At 65.1% G+C, this 19,460-nt stretch carries 15 protein-coding genes; 6 read left to right on the plus strand and 9 right to left on the minus strand.

The genetic code is table 11. The features are described from left to right. The first annotated feature begins 179 nt into the window (after nucleotides 1-179). The gene (locus GOALK_RS11900) at nucleotides 180-1,940 is read left to right on the plus strand and encodes a TerD family protein (protein ID WP_198136079.1); all 1,761 of its coding nucleotides are present in this window, start codon (nucleotides 180-182) and stop codon (nucleotides 1,938-1,940) included. Between the two features lie 363 nt (nucleotides 1,941-2,303). Here GOALK_RS11900 and GOALK_RS11905 read toward each other — a convergent pair whose 3' ends face one another. From GOALK_RS11905 to GOALK_RS11935, 8 genes are all read right to left on the minus strand, one after another. Next, complete coding sequence (locus GOALK_RS11905) at nucleotides 2,304-2,930, minus strand: hypothetical protein (RefSeq protein ID WP_006359069.1); 627 nt, start codon at nucleotides 2,928-2,930, stop codon at nucleotides 2,304-2,306. Between the two features lie 14 nt (nucleotides 2,931-2,944). Next, complete coding sequence (locus GOALK_RS11910; protein WP_040004167.1) at nucleotides 2,945-4,516, minus strand: TNT domain-containing protein; 1,572 nt, start codon at nucleotides 4,514-4,516, stop codon at nucleotides 2,945-2,947. Continuing rightward, entirely contained in the window at nucleotides 4,507-4,803 is a 297-nt protein-coding gene (locus GOALK_RS11915) for a WXG100 family type VII secretion target (RefSeq protein WP_006359071.1), read from the minus strand. Before GOALK_RS11915 ends, GOALK_RS11910 begins: the two co-directional genes overlap by 10 nt. Further along, on the minus strand, nucleotides 4,800-5,120 hold the full coding sequence (locus tag GOALK_RS11920) for a WXG100 family type VII secretion target (protein ID WP_006359072.1): 321 nt from the start codon (nucleotides 5,118-5,120) through the stop codon (nucleotides 4,800-4,802). Before GOALK_RS11920 ends, GOALK_RS11915 begins: the two co-directional genes overlap by 4 nt. A gap of 159 nt (nucleotides 5,121-5,279) precedes the next feature. Further along, complete coding sequence (locus tag GOALK_RS11925; RefSeq protein ID WP_040004168.1) at nucleotides 5,280-5,885, minus strand: class I SAM-dependent methyltransferase; 606 nt, start codon at nucleotides 5,883-5,885, stop codon at nucleotides 5,280-5,282. Between the two features lie 221 nt (nucleotides 5,886-6,106). Next, on the minus strand, nucleotides 6,107-6,847 hold the full coding sequence (locus GOALK_RS23500; protein ID WP_306302399.1) for a DUF3558 domain-containing protein: 741 nt from the start codon (nucleotides 6,845-6,847) through the stop codon (nucleotides 6,107-6,109). Further along, on the minus strand, nucleotides 6,744-7,118 hold the full coding sequence (locus tag GOALK_RS23505; RefSeq protein ID WP_075863100.1) for a hypothetical protein: 375 nt from the start codon (nucleotides 7,116-7,118) through the stop codon (nucleotides 6,744-6,746). Before GOALK_RS23505 ends, GOALK_RS23500 begins: the two co-directional genes overlap by 104 nt. Before the next feature lie 261 nt (nucleotides 7,119-7,379). Further along, entirely contained in the window at nucleotides 7,380-8,651 is a 1,272-nt protein-coding gene (locus GOALK_RS11935) for a vWA domain-containing protein (RefSeq protein WP_040004170.1), read from the minus strand. A gap of 99 nt (nucleotides 8,652-8,750) precedes the next feature. Between GOALK_RS11935 and GOALK_RS11940 the strand changes: the two genes are divergently transcribed. Both GOALK_RS11940 and GOALK_RS11945 read left to right on the plus strand, forming a co-directional pair. After that, the gene (locus GOALK_RS11940) at nucleotides 8,751-9,464 is read left to right on the plus strand and encodes an NUDIX hydrolase (protein ID WP_040004171.1); all 714 of its coding nucleotides are present in this window, start codon (nucleotides 8,751-8,753) and stop codon (nucleotides 9,462-9,464) included. Between the two features lie 74 nt (nucleotides 9,465-9,538). Beyond that, nucleotides 9,539-10,792: an APC family permease gene (locus tag GOALK_RS11945; protein ID WP_006359078.1), complete on the plus strand. Its 1,254-nt coding sequence runs from the start codon at nucleotides 9,539-9,541 to the stop codon at nucleotides 10,790-10,792. Between the two features lie 20 nt (nucleotides 10,793-10,812). Here the strand turns inward: GOALK_RS11945 and GOALK_RS11950 are convergent, their stop codons facing one another. Continuing rightward, a complete protein-coding gene (locus GOALK_RS11950) occupies nucleotides 10,813-11,541 on the minus strand; it encodes a M23 family metallopeptidase (RefSeq protein WP_040004172.1) in 729 nt (242 codons plus the stop codon). Between the two features lie 394 nt (nucleotides 11,542-11,935). On the opposite strand from GOALK_RS11950, the gene GOALK_RS11955 reads away from it, so the two are divergent. Genes GOALK_RS11955 through GOALK_RS11965 form a run of 3 tightly spaced genes read left to right on the plus strand, consistent with a single transcriptional unit; the run spans nucleotide 11,936 to nucleotide 19,460 of the window. Beyond that, nucleotides 11,936-12,331, plus strand: a complete 396-nt coding sequence (locus tag GOALK_RS11955) for an SseB family protein (RefSeq protein ID WP_006359080.1) — start codon at nucleotides 11,936-11,938, stop codon at nucleotides 12,329-12,331. Continuing rightward, on the plus strand, nucleotides 12,328-12,966 hold the full coding sequence (locus tag GOALK_RS11960; RefSeq protein WP_006359081.1) for a hypothetical protein: 639 nt from the start codon (nucleotides 12,328-12,330) through the stop codon (nucleotides 12,964-12,966). Before GOALK_RS11955 ends, GOALK_RS11960 begins: the two co-directional genes overlap by 4 nt. A gap of 20 nt (nucleotides 12,967-12,986) precedes the next feature. Further along, on the plus strand, nucleotides 12,987-19,460 hold the full coding sequence (locus tag GOALK_RS11965; RefSeq protein WP_232283167.1) for a putative T7SS-secreted protein: 6,474 nt from the start codon (nucleotides 12,987-12,989) through the stop codon (nucleotides 19,458-19,460).

A 19,460-nucleotide genomic window follows, 5' to 3' on the forward strand; every position in this document is an offset into this window, starting at 1 on the left:
GACACGGCTCGGCGGCCGAAACAAGGTGCGAGAGATTGTCGGGAGAGTGCCGTAGCGTCACGAGTCGCAGTACACGCACTGGCGCCCAGCCCGGACGCGCCCATAGCGTCCCGCGATGAAGTCACAGTGCCAGGAATCCAACGTCCGTACTCCGCAAGCGCCCTGAAGACGAGGTTGAATTGTTGCCGTCACATCGAGGCTGGGCTCTGGTCGACGTTGAAACGTCCGGCTTGAACGCGAGCCGCGACCGCGTGCTGAGCGTCGCAGCCATCGCCCTCGACCGCAACGGTCAAACCGAAGCCGAGTACTCGTCGTTTTTCAACCCGGGCTGCGATCCAGGCCCCGTGCACATCCACGGGCTCACGCCCGAAAGGCTTCGCGGTGCGCCCCCATACGATTCGGCTGTTGCGCAACTACACGAGTTGCTGTCCGGCCGAACTCTGGTGGCGCACAACGCGAACTTCGACCACGGATTTCTCGTGGGAGAAGCCACGCGAGCTGGCGTGACCCTCCCGATCACTCATCGTCTGTGCACGGTTACCCTCACACGACGCTTGCAACTCGACGTGCCCAACGCCCAGCTCGCGACGCTCGCCCGTCATTGGCAGATACCGCAGCTGAACGCCCACAACGCGGTTGACGACGTTCGGGTGCTCCTCGAAGTCTTCCGTCGCAGCCTCGATCTCGCGGACAACCTCGGCTTGCAACTCCCGATTGTGGCGTGCGGGGCCACCTCGCGTGCATATCCGGACAAAGTCACCCGCGTGCCCTGCCCATGGGCAGACCCCGGCCGATTCGATACCAGTGTCGGACTGGTTCAAGGCACCAAGGTGGTCATCACCGGTTCTACGACGCTGCCACGTCTCGAGCTTGCTCGTCGGCTCACCGATGCAGGCCTCGACGTGATGAACAGCGTGAGCGGGAAAACGGGCTTGGTGATCGCGAATAGAGGAGCCCCGGACAGCGTCAAGCTGAGGTTCGCGCGGGACAAGGGCATCCCTCTCGTCGACGAGGTCACCGCCCTGCGGCTCGTCGAACGAGTCGTGCCGGGAACCCCGAAGTCCGTCCCCGTCATCGAGGTACTGCCGAAGCCCCCGTCCATGCGTTCATCCCAACAGCCGGCGGCTCTACCGTGGAGCGGGCGTCGAGTCCTCGTGCTCGGTGGCGATCACGGTGAAGCGGCTGCGATCCGATCTCGTCTGACGAGCTTGGGCGCGACTCCGGCCATCAACTTCACCGCCGGCGTCACACACCTCCTGGTGCTGGATGGTGGGTATTCGGATCCTCGTGTACGAAAAGCACATGACAGGCAACTTCCAATCCTTGAATCGCATCACCTCGACACAATGACGGGCGAAACGCTCACGGATGCAGCAGAATCCATTGTTGCGACCGGCGTTGAAACTCAAGCACCAGTACCGAGGAACCTGGCGCCTGGCGCGGTGGTGGACGTCCCCTTCGACATCACCGAATTCACCGTCAACGTCGCCTGGGCGGCGGATCGATCTGCGCCGTTCGAAGTGGATGTCGTCGCCTTCGAATTGGACCGAGACCACAAAGTGCTGTCCGACGACGAATTCGTCTTCTACAACCAGCCCGCCAGCCCGGACAGCGCAGTGCATCTGCGTATTGACGGAGATCGGGAGCAGGGGATAGCGGTCAACCTCTCGGCGGTAGGTGAAGACGTCGACCGCATCATGGTCGGCGCATCGATTGAGACGGCCACCTTTGGTGACGTCGGAGCACTATCGGTAACCATCGACGCTCCCGAATTCAACTTCGCCACAGCGGTACTCGATGCAGCGACGACCGAGCGATCGATGATCGTTGCCGAGATCTACCGGCGTAACGGCATCTGGCGACTCCGTGCGGTCGGACAGGGATACGACGACGGCTTAGCCGAGTTTGCGGTGCGACATGGCGTGGAGATTGACAACTGACCTTCGGCGCTTCGTGCGTGCACGCCCGCACCTGCAGCTCGTCGTAGGCGGCACCTTGAGCTTGCGTCACATCTCGGTTTGCGAGCGGCAGACTGCGTGACGACCTAGCGCTGCGATGACCGTCGAGAGTGCAGGGTGGCGGCCGTTTGGTCGTGGCGAGAACCCTCTCGGGGGAGTTGCCTGACCTGGTTCGATACTGACGCCGCCCGCGGTTCAGCCACGGGTGGTTGATGCTCTCGCGAACCTCGAAGGGGCAGTGACGACTTCGCGTACTAAAGCTGGTATCCCGCCGACGAAGTGATTCGCGATGTCCGAGCATTCGCCAAACGAGGCGTTTGGGACGACCTGGGCGTACCCTCGAAGTTAGTCATCCGAGAACTTCGGCATCGGTATCCTCTCGATCCCTGAAAGTCCTTCGCTGAACGTCGAATTGAGTTCGCGCCAGCTGAGGTTCAGTACGAACGATGTGGCAGAGTCTGTGTTGACGGTGAAGTAGAACCTCTCCGGCTGGTCGCTTCGGAAGTACCTTGTTGCCGGCGAGAAGCCGCCGGGGTCAGGTTCGTCGACCTGGTCCCATCCAGGAGCGAGGCCTCGATCCAGCCAGCGGGTATTGATCGACTCCACTCGGTCCGGCTGGACCCGGCTTCGGGTAGGCGCAGCGACTCGTCGGGCGGTGAAGTACTTCGCTACGTCGTCGAACGTCCCGAACCACGCGTTCGCCGTTTCAGGAATCTGCGTGCCACGGCTTCGGCCCGAGAGGCGTACCGAGAAGAGTGTGGGCTCTTCAACGATCGAATAGTCGGTGTAGCCGTCTGAGTCCTCCGCCATGCCGGGACCTCGGGGGATGATCAGCCGTCCGTTATCCAGATAGGGATGTCCGTACAGTGGTGCGGCACTTTCTAAGTGCCCTTCGTCCGCGAGCGCTGTCTGTACCGCGGACCAATACTCAAACGACGACAACAGGTCCGGCAGACCACTCCACTTATCCATCTTGAGCCCTCGTATCACTTCTTCTTCGGGTCCCTGATCACACCAGCCTCCTCGAGGTCGGTTATCGATACTTCCTTATTGGTTCGCTTGTCTATGACCACCCACTGTTCGCCGCCGCCAGGATGCCCAAACGCTTGCCCAACTTCGCCATGTCGCACCTCCCACGCGTCTGGCAACGGTTTTCCAGTACCAACCCACTCGTGGTAGGCGCCCGTCTTGCCGGGAGAAAGCGCACGTGCTCCATACGAGTCCCCGTCACGTCCCATGAAACCGCCATCGCTCGAACCTATCCTGTCCAGACGAGTGCCTTCGGGGATGTTGTCGGACACGTGGAAATCGCCCTTGAACCCGTTGTTGGGCGGGTACGCCCAGCCCTTGCCGTCAACCCAGTATCGGTCCAGGATCTGCTCTGGAGTGAGGTTGCGGTAAGGGTTGTTAGCTATCGCGTCGTCGATGACGTTCTTCGGTACGCCGCCTGCTTCCAGCGACTTGCGGAGGAAGTCCGGATCGACGGCGCGTTTGAGCTCGTCGTGAGCCCAGTCGGGGATCCTCTCCAATGCCGCCGCGAGCTCGGCCGCCCGCACGGACCCTTTCGACATGTTCATGCCGAACATCGCGGCACGCGATCCCATCAGTGCGCCCAGATCACCAGCGGCAGCGCCGACCGGATCCAGCACGTACGCAACCGGTCGTAAGACGGGACCGACTGCGGTCATCATTGCGCGGATCACGCCAGCAATACGTGCCCCCGTTTGCGTTGCCTTAGCCACTCCTGCCGCGGTTGCCAAAAGGCTACTGAGCCCTGAAGTCACCAGCATTAACGCGACGCCGACCGCAGCCGCCACCAGTAGCTCACACGTCAATTCCCGGACGAGGTCGGCGATCTTGTCTCGGGTCTCACGCACTTCTTGCGCGAACTGGTTGCATAGTTTGGCGGTGGCATCGCACGACTCCGCAATCCCGCCGAGGTGCTGGTCGATCAGGGATGCTTGATCTTGCGCTGGGACAACCTCGGCCGACCGTTCGCCGGCGATCGGCTTTATCGCAGATTGAACGGCGTTCTGCTGCTTGCGTAGTGAAGTCGCCGCGCGTGTCCACGCCTCTCCCGCCTTCTCGAGCTTGCCGGGATCTCCATCGGGGAAGATTTCCCCTTCGATGAACTCCTTCAGCTTCTCCCAGTTGCTCGGTTCTCCTGGCCCGCCGAAGGACGAACCCACCGACAGCGTTGGAATCTTGTCGAGCTTCTTGAGGCTCCCGGTGGGAGAAGCCGGCGTGCACAGCCCGATCGCGCTGTTCACGTTTGCATGGTTGAGCGCGGAGGCGTCTAGCAGCTCGGCCATCTTGGCGCACGCGTTCCCCATGAGCGCAATACCTGCCAAGAGACTCTGCTCGCCGTTGACCGTCTTGTCATAGTAGGCGGCGAAGCTTCGGCCGGCCCCATCTTGACCGGCCATCTGGCCGCACGACTGCAGTGAGAAGTAGAGGTCGTTGACGGTTCGGCCGATCTCGGCATGGACTTCTAAGAACGCATTTGCTGCTGTCGAGAACGATGCTGGGCGAACCGCTATCGGTGGCGTCAAGGCCACATCTTTCGCTGATGCTCCTGTAAGCCGCTGAATGCCGAGTGTGAGCGATTTGCCGCCTTTTTAATCTCGACGATCGCCTCGCGAATATCCTTCACGCCCTCGCGCCACTGGGTGTGCGCATCACGGTGGGCCACTGCGCCTTCGCCAGTCCACACGAGGTGAAGGTCGTCGACTCGCTTGTCCAGGGTGTGAATTCGCTCGTCGACCGCCGTCGCGAACCGCGCGAGGTCTTCGACGAACCTCTCCACAGCTGCCAACTCGATGCGGTAGGCGTCGTCAGAGGTCACGGCAACCTCAACGGCATGTAAGTAGACGAGCTCTCAATAACTTTCGCACCCGAGGTGTCGCTTTCCCCATACGTCTGAGCAGCCGAGAGAAGTAGTTGTCCCATGGTCGCGAGGCCGTTCAAGACATGGTCGACGCCTTCGCAGCAGTGCGCCCACGGCTCTTCATACGAGTTTGCGGCCGTCCCAGACCAGCTGACACCGAACAGATCCTCGGCGCGCTTGGTGATCGTCGACCACTCCTCGCTGATGTCGCCATGCAGAGCGGCTACGTCCTGCGACACGGCGCGCAACGTCGTTAGATCGGCTGCCAGTTCCACGTTTTCCCCCTTCGACCGCCCGGCATGTTACCCGGGCTTGTGAGGATATCGAGGACGTTGTCCACAGGGCAGTCTTGGGTGTGCGGATGATGCTCAATGCTGCGATACTCGCGCTCGGCACAACGTTTGTGAGAGCGGCGGACCGGAAACATTTGGTTTTTACGCCGGACGCAGCACCGCCACCAAGAACTCCGAATCCGCGGTGAACGGGCGGACATCCCAGGCCGCCAGCAGCACGTCAGCCTCGAAGCCAGCGGACTTGGCATCGTAGAAGAAGTCGTCGAACGGATAATCTCGCCCCGCACCGAATCCGATTACGGCGCGACCGTCGTCGCTCAAGTGCGCACGTAATCGCCTCAGCACGGTGACGCGGGTACTCGGCGCCAGGAAGGTCATCACGTTGCCTGCGGACACGATGATGTCGAACGGTTCGTCGATGCCGCAGGCCGGTAGGTCGAGCTCGGCGAGGTCGTTGACCAGCCAGCGCGGTCCCGGGTGATCCTTCTCCGCCGCGGCGACGAGGACCGGATCGACGTCGGCGCCGACGACGTCATGACCCACTGCCGCCAGGTATCCGGCGATGCGTCCGGCTCCGCATCCAGCATCGAGGATGCGGGAACCGCGGGCAGCCATCGCGTCGATGAAGCGAGCTTCACCAACCACGTCCTTACCTTCACGCTCCATGGTGCGGAAACGCTCGACGTACCACTGGGAGTGTCCGGGATCCTTGGCGACTTGCTGCATCCAGAGGCTTTGTTCGGTCATGTTGCCATTCTGGCAAATCAGGGTGAGTAAGCAGTCAACAGTAAGTTGGAAGTCATCGATGTAGGCTCCGGCTCGACAGGCCGAGTCACCGGCGGCGAGGCGAGACAGGCCGACGGGCGCTACGCGGATCGTCACGGTGGGCGCGGGGACTGATAAGGCAGACTCTCTATGCAGCTGGCACCCAGGCACTGACGTGTACGCCTCGCTCGAGCGACTCGGGCTTACCGCGGAATCTGAGGGAGGGTTGATCGGAGAAAATCCACCGCACTTTGACACATCGTGTCCATCGGCTCGTTCTCGCCGCCCAGCCGAACAACCGTGGTTCCCACGACTGCGTTACCTGACTGAACGGAGGCCGTGCACTCGAGGTCGTTCAACGACCCAACTATGACTGTTCGCCCATCGATTGTCAGGTTCGGGTACCAGTCCATGGTTCTAAGGTTCTTCACTTTGTAGTCGAGGACGTCCTTTTCGGAATCAGACAGGTTGCCAACCGACTGTGACAATGCCGACCTCTGTTTGCCCTCGAACCTCCAGCGGCAGCCCCTAGCTGTTTGAAAGTCCGACTTCGCTACGTCTACTACTGATTCGGGTACTAATCCGGATCGCCGTAGTGTGTCCGTGGTTACTGCGGTGCACGGTTCGTATTGTGTTCCATCGTTATTCGAGTTCCACCGGTTGGGGAATGGTGTGACAAATGGGAGGCGGTTCCCTGCGTCGTCTGCTTGGCGTACTTGACCCGGTGTGGAAGTTTGCTGCGACGACGGCGAGACTGCAGCCGGTGATCCGCTGATGCTACAGCCGATGCTCGCGTAGCAGATCACGGACGCGCTCAGGAGAATCCGCCAAGTGCGGTCCCTAAGTATCAAGAACCGCTGCTCCATTCCCGTCTGCGGCCGCAATCGCCTGACCCGCGTGTCGACATTGCTGGGCGAGAGCAACTGCTTGTCTTGAGCAGTCATCGATGTTCGAGATCAGTTGGTTAACTACCGCCACCAGCGCGTTGTGAAAACCTGTTCCTTCTATACAGTTTCCGAACACGTTTCTGTCGGCAACTTCGTTCAAGTCGAATATGGCTGAATCAAGCGTTGCGGCTGTCTCCGTCGCGACCGACGCCCGCCGGTCCCACTGTGTGCGCTCCGAGCGCAGCACGTATTGCAGTCCGTCCGGACTCGCCGGCATCGCCGGCGCAGGCTTAGGCAATAACGAGTCGTCCGAGAACGGTGTCGTCACAGGTCCCCCTCACGCTCGCGCGCCCCGACGGCGCCCCACCCTCGCCGAACAGAGTAGCGTGGCGCGGCGATTCCGCCATCTGATCCCGCCCGTTGTGGAGTCTGAACCAGACAGTCCTACGGAACCCAACCCAGTCGGCGAACTCCAATCCATTTAAGTATGTGCCCGCAACCTGCACCGACTGGGGGCGCGCCATCGATGGAGCTGCCAAACGGTTGTGGCCACCGAGCCCAAGCCCGGTGGCCACAACCCAACAACCCGCTACGCCCGCCGGCGCCCCCGCTTGCGGTTCGCGAGGTGGTACGAGTCCCGCGACATCTTTGACGCGTACCCCGCACCCTCGACCCTCGCCTGCGCACCCAGCGCCTCGATGCTCTGCAGCTCCTGCTCGATCAGCGCGTGCTCTTCAGGAGTCGCGAACGCCGATGCCCGTCGAAGCTGCGACGCCGATTCGCCCAGGAGCTGGTTGCCGGCATCCAGGTCACCGGCCTCGAACGCCTCCGACGCCCTTAGCTTCGCCGCCTGGCCCTCCTGGTACAGCCGCTCCGACTCGACCTTCGTATCCGGCACGCGGCCCGAGGCCTCGTCACCCGGAACAACATTCACCGAAATCGGCAGCGACACCGTGTGTTCGGTGAGTGTCGCAGTCTCCACATATCGCAGCTCGAGCGTCGCGATCTGAGCCAGACCCAGCGCGGCCATCCCGTCGACCTTCATCCGCAGCAACAGCTTCCGCTCTTCGAGTGCGTAGAAGTCGCCGAGCTCGATCATCACCTCGCCGTCGGCGATCTGGTGTGCCGGCAGGTCGTTGTACAGCGACAACTCTTGCACCTGCGGGACGAAACGCACGGTCAGCGTCACCACCTGCGCCGACTTCGCCAGCAAACCCTCGACCTCGCCGGCGATCGTTGCACCCGCGGCGTCCGGGTTGTTGGCGAAGACGTGGTTGCCGTTGCCGGCGCGTGCCATCGCCGACAGCAGCGTCTCGTCGTAGCCGCGCCCGTAGCCGAGCGTGGACGTGACGATGCCGTCGCCTGCAGCCTTCGAGGTAACACTCTCGAACTTGTCGACCTCGACGATGCCGCGGTTCACGTGGCCGTCGCTGATGATCAGTACCGTGCCGCCCTTGATTCCGGCCGCCTGGGCGCTGCGACGCAGTTCCCGCAGGCCGAGCAGGTAGCCCGACGACAGGTCCGTGCAGCCACCGGCGACGATCGACCCGATCGCGTCCACCGCGCGCTGCTTGTCCGACAGGGGAGCGGCCGGCACGACCACCTGCGCGTCGTCGTCGAAGGTGACCACGCCGAACGCATCCGACGGATCCAGCTGCGCGACAACGCCGGCCAGTGCCTTCTTCGCACCCTCGAGCGGGCTGCCGGACATCGACCCGCTCCGGTCGAGCACCACCTGCACAGCAGTAGGGGTGCGTGTGGTCTCGGGTCCCGCGGGAGCCTGCAGTTCCAGCAGAACGGTCACTTCATCGGCGGTCTCATGGGCCACCATCTCGACGTCCAGAGCAGCGGAGAGTTTCATTGTCATTCCTTCCTCCGCCTCGACGTTCGCGCGAGACGGTGACTTTGCGCGTTTCTGAGAATAGATCTTTGCGCAGACATTCGCATAGTCTTTTTGTTCGTGGCCACTGGTTCGACGACGCTCACCGACTACCCGCGACCGAACGTGGCCGTCGACATCGCGGTTCTCACCGTTTCCGACGGCACGCTGAATGTGGTGATCCAGCGCGACGAGCAGGGTAGATCCGCGTTGCCGGGGCGGTTCGTTCGGGAGCGGCGCACCGTCGAGGAGACGGTGCGCGAGGTGCTCGAACTGAAACTGGGGCTGTCGCCCGATCACGTCCGACCGCACCTGCTGGCGGTCTTCAGTGATCCTGACCGGGATCCTCGGGGATGGACGATCTCGGTCGCGCATGCTGTGGCCCTGCCGGCCGCCGAGTTGTCCGACGTCACGGGTGAACTCGCACCCGTGACGTCAACGGGGAAGTTGGCGTCAGGAGAGCAGGTCCTTTACGACCACGCCGAGATCATTGCAGCGGCCACCGACAAACTCCGCGAACGCTACGAAGACCAGCCCGACCCGGACAATCTCCTGCGACCTCCGTACACGCTGTCGGAGCTGCGGGAACTGCATGAAGCGATCCTCGGACGGCGGCTGATGCGGGACTCGTTCAACCGGCGCGCGCAACCATTGCTCGCACCGCAGCTCGACGCCGAGGGTAAACCTGCGACGCGGGTCGGCGGCGGACGCCCCGCACGGCTGTACGCGAAAGACGCGCCACCGACCGCGACCTTCGGGTGGCGGTTGCCGAGCCCGAGGCCCGACACTCAATAGCGGCCACGCGGCCTCTCGCCCTAGCGACGCTTCAGGTTCCACAGCGTCGTGCAACCACTGAACAAAGGAATTCGATGACGGACTCCACGGCCTCGCTGCGTCGCGCACTCGGTCTTCACGACGCGGTGCTGGTCGGGCTCGGGGCGATGCTCGGTGCGGGGATTTTCGTGGCGCTTGCGCCGGCGGCCGCCGCTGCCGGGTCGTGGTTGCTGGTCGGTCTCGCGATCGCGGGCGTCGTTGCGTATTGCAACGCAACATCTTCCGCCCGGTTGGCGGCTATCTATCCGGTGTCGGGTGGCACCTACGTGTACGGCCGGGAGCGCCTCGGTGAGTTCTGGGGCTACCTCGCCGGCTGGGCGTTCGTCATCGGGAAGACCGCGTCGTGTGCGGCGATGGCGCTGACGGTCGGGGTGTACGTCTGGCCGGATCATGCCCACGCGGTCGCGGTTGCCGCCGTGGTCGCGTTGACCGCGGTGAACTACGCGGGAGTGCAGAAGGCGGCGTGGCTGACGCGCATCATCGTCGCGTTCGTGCTGGCGGTGCTGGCCGCGGTGGTGGTGTCCGCGTTCACGTCGGACGTCGCCAGTCCCGACCGTCTGTCGCTGAGTTCTGACGCCGGCGTGCTCGGCGTGCTGCAGGCGGCGGGCCTGCTGTTCTTCGCCTTCGCGGGCTACGCGAGGATCGCGACGCTGGGCGAGGAGGTCCGCGACCCCGCCCGCACCATTCCTCGTGCGATCGGCATCTCCCTAGGTCTGACTCTCGTGGTCTACGCGCTGGTCGCGACCGCGGCCCTCAGCATTCTCGGATCCGACGACCTCGGCGACGCCGCTGCCCCGTTGACGACGGTCGCGGAAGCCGCGGGTGTCGACTGGCTGGTCCCGGTGGTCCGCGTCGGCGCGGCGGTTGCGGCGATCGGTTCCCTGCTCGCGCTGATTCTCGGCGTCTCGAGGACCGTGCTCGCGATGTCCCGGAACGGTCATCTGCCGCGGACGCTCGCCGCGGTGCACCCGCGGACGCAGGTCCCGCATCGCGCCGAGCTGGTGGTCGGGGCGGTGGTGGCGGTGGTCGCCGCGACCGCGGATATCCGCGCGGCCATCGGGTTCTCGTCGTTCGGCGTACTTCTCTATTACTCCGTCGCCAACGCGTCGGCGTTCACGCTGACCCGCGAGGAGAACCGTCCCGCGCGAGTCATCCCCGTGGTGGGTGTCATCGGGTGCGTGGTGGTGGCGTTCACGTTGCCGCTCACCTCCGTGCTCGCAGGGATGGTCGTCTTAGCAGTCGGAGCCGGCGTGTACGCGATACGCAGTACACGCCGGCTCCGACAATAGGGCTCAGGAGAGAGCGAGCGTCACGGGTGGACGCCGCGCTGGTTCAGCCACACCTGCGGGTTGATCTTCTTGCCGTTGGCATCCCAGACCTCGTAGTGCAGGTGGGGGCCGGTGGACTGGCCGCGGTTGCCGACGGTGGCGATCTTCTGGCCGGCGGTCACGTGCTGTCCGGGACGGACGAAGCTCTGATCGACGTGGCCGAAGACACCGGTGGTGCCGTCGTCCTGCTTCACGCGGACCCACTGCCCGAAGCCCGAGGCCGGGCCGGACTCGAGGACGACTCCGTCGGTGACGGCGTAGATGGGGGTACCGATCTTGTTGGCGATGTCGACGCCGTTGTGATTGGTGCCCCAGCGCGGGCCGTAGCCTGAGGTCACGGTGCCGCTGACCGGCTTGACGGCCTTGCGGATGCCCGGGTGGCCGGGAACACCGGGGGTGAACGCCGACGGCGGGAGCACGTCGCGAGCGATCTTGTCCAGCTCGGGCGGCAGGACCAGACCGGCGGGCATCTTCACGCTCTCCGGCAGCGCGACCTTCGGCAGTGCGGGAGCGGGCTGTGCAGCTGCCTGGGCGGCCGTACCGGCGGTCAGTCCGACGGCACCGACGAATGCGGTGAGCGCGCCGACTCGGGCCGCCTTGCCTACAGTGGACGGTGCGGTTGAACGATGCCGTCCGGGTCGGCGGCTACGGGGGGTCGAGTCGAGCAACGCGTGGAGCGAGTCATGGGCATTCAGTCGGTGTCGAGGCACAGCTTTTCCGTCTCAGGTTAGGTAACAGTTCGGTCTCAGCGAGGACACGGCGAGGTTACCCACAGAGACTTAAGCAGATCCTGAGAAGCGGCCCTGAAAGTGGGCGAGGTCACGAGAAAGTCCTGATAGCCCCGGTTTCCTAAGCCCATGAGTGCGACAAGTCGGACAGAATGGCGACCAGGACTTCGCCGAACGCACCGGTTCGGGTACGTGATCGAACTCGGATCCTTCAACGGCCGCGAACCCGACCGCCGGACAGCCGTCGGCACGGAATTGCCGAGTCTGGTGGCCTCGTGGGGCGCGTGTGTGGGTCCGCCCTGTGGACAGCCGCCGTGAGGATCGGGTCCGGGTGAATTAGCATCATCCGGCACGGGGATGACTGTCGGGGGATTCGATGACTGTCACGTATGCGGGGGAGGTACGCGCGTACCTGTCCGGGTTCGGCGACCCGCCGAAGCTGTACGACGCATTGCGTGAGGCGCGCCTGGCGGTGCCGCTCGACGTCCACGGCCGCTTCTTCACCCTGACCCAGAGCGGCATTGCGTGGATGCTCGCGTTCACGACGCCACAGCGTCTGCGCGACTTCGCCGACCTCACCGACCGCGATCCGGCCGAGATCACCTACGTCGACCTCGCAGGCCAACAACTGATCGACGAGGTGCTCGACAAAGCTCCCGAGCCGACAGGCCTCGTCGTCGACCCTGCGACGTCGGAGATGATGACGTTCCCGCCCACCAAGGAACTGACACCTCACTGCTTCTACGACGACGAAGGTGAGATCGTCCGATGACCGACAACCTGGGCGTCACTCCGGCGGATCTGGAGAAGGCGAGCACGGGAATCAACGGGGTGATCGACGGTCTCGGCCAGACCGGCGTCGGCTCCGGATACTCCGCCGGTCTGGGTCGCGGGTACGGGGACCTCGACCTCGACGGCAAGACCATCGGTCACGCCGACCCGAAGTCGGGGCTCGAAGAGTACTGCGATCGCTGGGAATGGGGCGTGCGGGCCCTGGTGACCGGTGCCGCTGAAGTGTCGCGGGGCCTGGGGCTGGGAGCCAGCCACTATGAGCGTGAGGAAGAGTGGGCGGCCAACCAGCTCAAGGACTGGACCATGGACCTCATCGGCGACCCCAACCTGACCGCCGAGCAGAGCAAGGACATGTCCTGGAGTGACCTCTGGGACCACAACCGCAACGCCGTGACGAATCCGCAGTGGGCCCTGACCCCCGAGGAGATGCAGCGCCACAAGGAGTTCTTCAGCGCCACCGGAGCTACGTTCCTCGACGACATGGGGACGATCGGGAAGCACGCCGTCAACCCGGTGTCGTCGGTCACCGACACGATCGGCGGATTCCAGGAGAACGGCTTCACCGCCGACGCCCCAGCCGATCCCGATCCTGCCGTACCGAACGGCAATCAATGACCGAGGCAGCCTGAATGGGCATGTTCGACTTCCTCGAGGACGGCAAAGAGTTCCTCGGGGAAGTGGTCGACGGCGCCACCGACCTCCTCGGCAGCGGCTTGCGCACCGTCGGCCTCGACAAGATCGCGGCCACTGTCGAGGACTTCGGCGACGACGTCGCCAACTCCCTGGGTGCGATGCCCGACGAGCTGGAGCTCGAGCGCACCAACAATCCCAAGGAATTGGTCCTCGGTGACCCGGCGGGTATCCGGGAACTCGCCGGGAAATTCACCGATTTCGCCGGCAACTTCACCAGCGCCGGGGAGGGGCTACGCGGAATCTCGGCCGGCGACTGGACCGGGGATGGTGCGCAGGGCTTCGGCGACGCCATCGGAAGCCAGGTGCCGAAATGGTTCGCGGCGGCCGAGGCGGCGTCGAAAGCCGCTGCCGCGCTGACGAGCTGGGCCGGCGTCGTCGAGTTCGCCCAGCAGAAGGCGGCCGAGGCGGTCCGTGTGTGGGAGGAAGGCAAGCGCAAGCAGGCCGAGTGGGACGAGAAGCGGAGACAGTACAACTCCGAACTCGACGACTACCAGAACAACCGCCGCGACACCCCGCCCGTTCACCCGGGACCAGATCCCTGGCCGGGATACCGGGAAGAGGCGCGTCGAATACTGAAAATCGGCCGGGACCACCGCAATTCAGCGGCGCCTGGCACGAAGGCGGAACTCAGCGGCGCAGCGAACCTCGCACCGCCGATGCCCTCCGCGTTCGAGCAGGCGCAGATGAGTGCGAAGGACATCGGCACAGCCGGTTTCACCGCCTTCAACCATTTCGAAGCGGGCATGATCGGATCGGTGACCGAGGTCGTCAAAGCCCTCAACATGCTGAACCCGACCAACATCTACAACGTCACCAACCCCCACCAATACGCGCGCAACACCGCGGGCATGGTTGCCGGCCTCGTGCATCAGGTGGCACACCCCGATGAGTTCGTCCGCGGGTTCATCGGCTCCGGATGGTCGGGTGACCCGTCGCAGGCCCTCGGTAACCTGACCGGCAACATCCTGATGACGGTCGCGCCCGGCCCGAAGGGGACCGCGGCACTCACCGCGGGCCTCAAGACCACGCGGCATCTCCCGACGCCGGATTCGCCGACACCGTCCTCGCCGACGCCGCGCATCGATCCGGTGTCGCGCGAGACCGGACCGTCGCCGATCGCCCCGCAACCGTCCACGCCCGACATAACGCCCGCAAGTCACAGTGCCACACCGTCATCCGACCTTCTTGGCAGTGACGGACCTGATCTGCCGATCACGCACGACGGCCCGCCGGTACCGCAGGTCGATGGCTCGACGACGAGTGCCCAGCCCGACGTGCCTTCACCGTCCTCGGTTCCAGATCAGGGGACTCCGGCCGGTGGGGCCGTCGATTCGTCGCCCACCCCGACACCGGACGCACCACCGGCACGTCCCGACGCTCCACCGACATCACCGGATCAACCCGTCGGCGGCGCCTTCGACGGCTCTCCACCGGTCGGAACCCACACCGACGGACCCGCACCCACCTCGACACCCGAGCAAACGACGCCCCGCGGAGACGGACCGGACCCGACGTCCTCCGATCCGGTCGACGGCACCCCGAACTCTCGGCCCCTGGGAGACGACGACCCGCCCGGACCCGACCGCGGTGAGACGACCACGCCGACGGGGCTCGGCGCAGCTGACACCAGCTCGCCGTCCACGACGCCACACGCCCCGATCGACCAGAACGATGCGCCCAGCGTCGACCGCCACGACCCGCCGTCGAACAACCCGGACGGCGACGCCGCGCAGCCGAACCCGGTCCGGACCGACGACACCGGTGCCACCGACCGCGACGGTGCCCCGGTCACCGGCACACCGGAACCGACTCCGTCCAAGTCCGATGGAGACGGCCCCGGACACGGCCCGGCCCGCACCGACGAGCCCACCGGTCAGCACCCGCCGAAGGCGGCCGACGATCGCCCAGGGACGGCGGCTCCGCGCACCGACTCCGACGCACCGGGGTCGGCCAGACCCACGCCCGTGGCGCCGCACGCCGACGCTCCGGCGACTGGTCCCCACCCGGGAGTCGACACCCCGTCCCGTAGCCCGTCGAACGATTCGCCGACCACCCCGGTCGCGCCGGTCACCGGACCTCACTCGGGACCGACGCCACACAGCACCCCCGACGCCGGACAGTCGAAACCGGCCAACGCACCAGTCAACCCGGCCACACCGAACAGGCCTGATGCGCCTGCGGCACCGCCGCGTACACCCGATTCCACTCCCGACCGCACCCCACCCGCCCGGGCCACACCCGAGGCGGTCCCTCCGCGTGACGGTGCCCGACCGGCACCGTCGAACCTCCACCACGCGCCCGAAGCCGCTGTCCGGCACACGCCCGACCGCGACCCGGGGACTCCCGCGACCACACGGATCACCCCGGACGACCGGCCGATCCCGGCGGCGCTGTTCCCGGACCGACCGGCCGCACCGGACCGATCACCCACCGCGAACCCACGTCCTACGACGCCGGATCCCGACTCGTCACCGCGCCATCCCGGCCAACCGAACGGTCCTCATTCGGACACGCCCGATATCGACCACGACACCCGGGAACCCCACGACCCGGCGAACCCCGGCAGAACCGACGACCACGCGCCGGACCGGGCGGACACCAGCGAGGGCAACGAGGCGCCGACCCAATGCCGCAGCAACGGCGAACCGGTCAACGTTGCATCGGGGGAGTACTTCCTGCCGCTGACCGACGTCGAGTTGCCGGGCGTACTCCCGGTGCACCTAACGCATCGTCATCGCTCGAGGTATCGATGGGGCCGCTGGATGGGCCCGACCACACCGTCGACCTTCGACGCGCGGGCGATCGTCGGCGACGACCTCGTCACCATCGTCGACGCCGACGGCACGATGACGAACTTCCCCAAGCCCGAAGGCGATTCGGTGTCGCGCAGTGTCAACGCGACCGACTGGGAGCTACGGACCACCCCGACCGGCGGCTATCAGGTCACCCACATCCGCGACCGCCTGAGCTGGTTCTTCGTCCCGATCCCCGAACTCGGCGGGATCGATGTGCGTGCCGGGAGCATTGCGGTGTCGGCGATGACGGACCGTCACCAGAACCGGATCGAGTTCATCTTCGACGAACGCGGACGGCCCACGGCGGTGGAACACTCGGCCGGCTACCGGATCGACGTACAGTGCGACGGCGCGCGGCTCCTCGGCTACCGGCTCACCGCGGGACTGGACGGCCTACCCGTCGATCAGCAACTCTGCACCTTCGACTACCACCAGGGCAACCTCGCGGCGTCGACGAATGCGGAGGGCGCCACAACGTATTTCGGTTACGACGACGCTGCGCGCATGACCTGGTGGCGCGACTCGCTGGGCATGGAGTACTGGAACGCCTACGACGATCTCGGTCGGGTGACCATCCAGTCCGGGATGAACGGGGTCTGGTCGGGGCGGTTCGAGTATCACTTGCGTCCCGACGGGGACGGGTCGTACACCACGTATCGCGATGCTGTCGGCGCGACGACCGTCTATGGCGTTGACCCTGACGGTCGGGTGCGTCAGGAGTCCGACCCCGCCGGGCGGATCACCGCCACCGACTACAACGCCAACCGTCAGCCGCTGTCGATCACCAGCCCAGGCGGTGCGCGTACGATGCTGCACTACAACGCCTTCGGCGACGTCGAGCAGGTCACGGCACCGGACGGGAAGGTCACCGACGTCGTCTACGCGGGGCCCGGTCGTCCGGAACGGGTCGTCGAACCGGGCGGCATCACGACGCGAATCGGCTACGACGAGGACGGTTCGCCGACCAGCGTCGTCGACAATGCCGGTGCGGAGACCAGCTACACGTACGACGAGCACGGGGCGCTGAAGTCGCACACTGATCCTGACGGCGTCGTCATGCGATACCGCAACAACGCTGCCGGCCTCCCGGTCACGATCTCAGACACGCTCGGTAACACCACACGAATCAGCTACGACGGATTGGGGCGTCCGACCGAGGTCGTCGATGCCGAGGGCGCACAGACCGTGGTGACCTACGACGCGATGGGCAACCGGACGAGTGTCACGGCACCGGATGGCGGCCAGTCGCGGTGGGAGTACGACGGCGAAGGCAACTGCATCGCGTACACCGATCCTGTCGGTGCGGTGACCCGTTGGGAGTACGGGCATTACGACCTGCCGGTCGCACGTATCGACGCCGACGGGTCGCGCACCGAGTTCAGCTACGACGCCACACGTCGGCTGGTGGCGGTCACCAACCCCGACGACCTGGTGTGGACCTACACCTACAACGCCGACGGCACGCTGGCGTCGGAGACCGACTTCAACAACGCAACAACGAGCTACACCTACGACGACGAGGGTCGGCAGGCGTCACGCACGAACGCTGCCGGGCAGACGGTGTTCTTCACCTACGACGCTGCCGGACGACTGATCGGCGACCTGACTGCTGATCCGGTCAATGCTGACCTCGACGGGGAGACAACGGAATACAGCTTCGATGCGGCGGGGCGACTGGACGCAGCAACCGGTGTCTTCGGACGCTGGCACACGAGTTACACGGCCGCGGGTTTACCTCAGCTCACCGGTGTTCACGACGGTCGGAGCGACTGGATCATCGAGTCCGCCTGGACCGGCGCCGGACGACTGGCGTCGCTGACGTCGCCGACCGGCGTAAGCACGCGGTACGGCTACGACCCGCGGGGTGTCCTCGGCTTCCTGTCCACTGCGGGACGCTCCTGCGACATCACCACCAGCCCGACCGGACGGGAACAGCGGCGGCGCTTCGAAGGCGCAGCGATCGATTCGACGTGGGATCCGGTGGGACGTCTCACCGGACGTTCCGTCATCGCTGTTGCTGAGCGCCCGGCGGCGCTGAACCTCGGACTTGGTGCAGCGGGCGTGGGGGAGAGGCGGCCCGACCGAACGGTCGCGGCCGCGGAGTACAGCTACCGTTCCGACGGGATTCTCACCGCGTCGACGTCGACACTGGCTGCCGGTCGGACTGACTATCGGGTCGACGTGCTCGGGCGGGTCGTCGAGGCCGCCAGTCCTGCCGGGACCGAACAGTTCTCGTACGCCGCCACGGGCAACATCACCGACTACGTATCCACAGGGGTGAGCAGCAGTAGCCCGGAGGTGCGTGGCGCTACCGACCCGCTGCTCCCTGAGGTGCGAGGCGCCAGCCGAGCCTCGAAGGGCACGAAGGGCCGCCGCCGTTACTCCGGCACTCTCCTCGTGGACGACGGTCGCACGTCCTACCGCTACGACGCTGCGGGTCGCGTCATCTCGATGAGTCGTCGCCGACTGTCACGCAAACCAGATGTGTGGCACTACGCCTGGGATGCCCACGATCATCTGCGGTCGGTGACCACGTCGGACGGGACGGTGTGGACCTACACCTACGACCACGTGGGACGGCGACTGTCGAAGACCGATCAGTCGACTGGTGAAACCACGCGCTTCCATTGGCACGGGGAGCACCTCGTCGAGCAGACCGACCCCATGCCCGACGACGATCAGTGGTTGCAGGCCACAACCTGGGCCTACTCGCCGGCCGCGTACGCACCGCTGGCGCAGACAACTACTTCTGAGCCGATTGGCCTCACCGACGTCGACCCCTCCGAAGGAGCAGACCAGGACCGTGAGTTCAGTCTCAACCTCGGCAATGACACTGCTGCTGTGCCACCCTCGGCGCGCCGATGGACACAGTCCGAGATTGATCGTGAGTTCTTCGCGATCGTCACCGACCAGATCGCCTCGCCGACCGCGCTGGTTGACCCGGGCAGCGGGGAGATCGCCGGCCGATCAGTCCGGACCCTCTACGGCGAAACCGCATGGACGGGCGTATCGACCCCTTGGTCTTACCCAGGCCAGTACCTCGATCTCGAGACTGGGCTGCACTACAACCGGCATCGCTACTACCACCCGGACACCGGGCGCTACCTGAGTCCCGACCCGCTCGGTCTGGCGCCGGCACCGAATCCGCACACTTACCCAACCAACCCCGCTATAACCTGCGATCCGTTTGGGCTGATGCCCTGTTCCGGTGACGAGATCGTCGACACGTACGGACCCCTCAATCCTGGCCCACTACCCGAACAGACGCGTGACTCCTTCCGTGGGGCGATCTACACCGAGAAAGTGACGACCGAACCGATGACCTTGTATCGAGTTGGAACCGCGGGAGAAGGGCCATTCGGGAAGTTCTGGACACGAGTTGAACCACTCGGACCGATTCAAGCGCGGATCGACAGTGCCCTGAATCCCTTGTGGGGCAATAAAGCCACGGCCGTGACGACGATCGAAGTACCCGCCGGTGTCCGGTACTTCGAGGGATTTGTCGCACCGCAAGACGTGTACGCTGGCGGCGTGCTGCTCGGAGGTGGAAATCAGATTGTCTTCCGCCCCGACATGAGGATCCCCAGCGAGTGGCTCCGGGTATCAGCAAGGCCATTCTGA

Origin of the sequence: Gordonia alkanivorans NBRC 16433, from assembly GCF_000225505.1 — a bacterium.
Classification (GTDB): Bacteria; Actinomycetota; Actinomycetes; order Mycobacteriales; family Mycobacteriaceae; genus Gordonia; species Gordonia alkanivorans.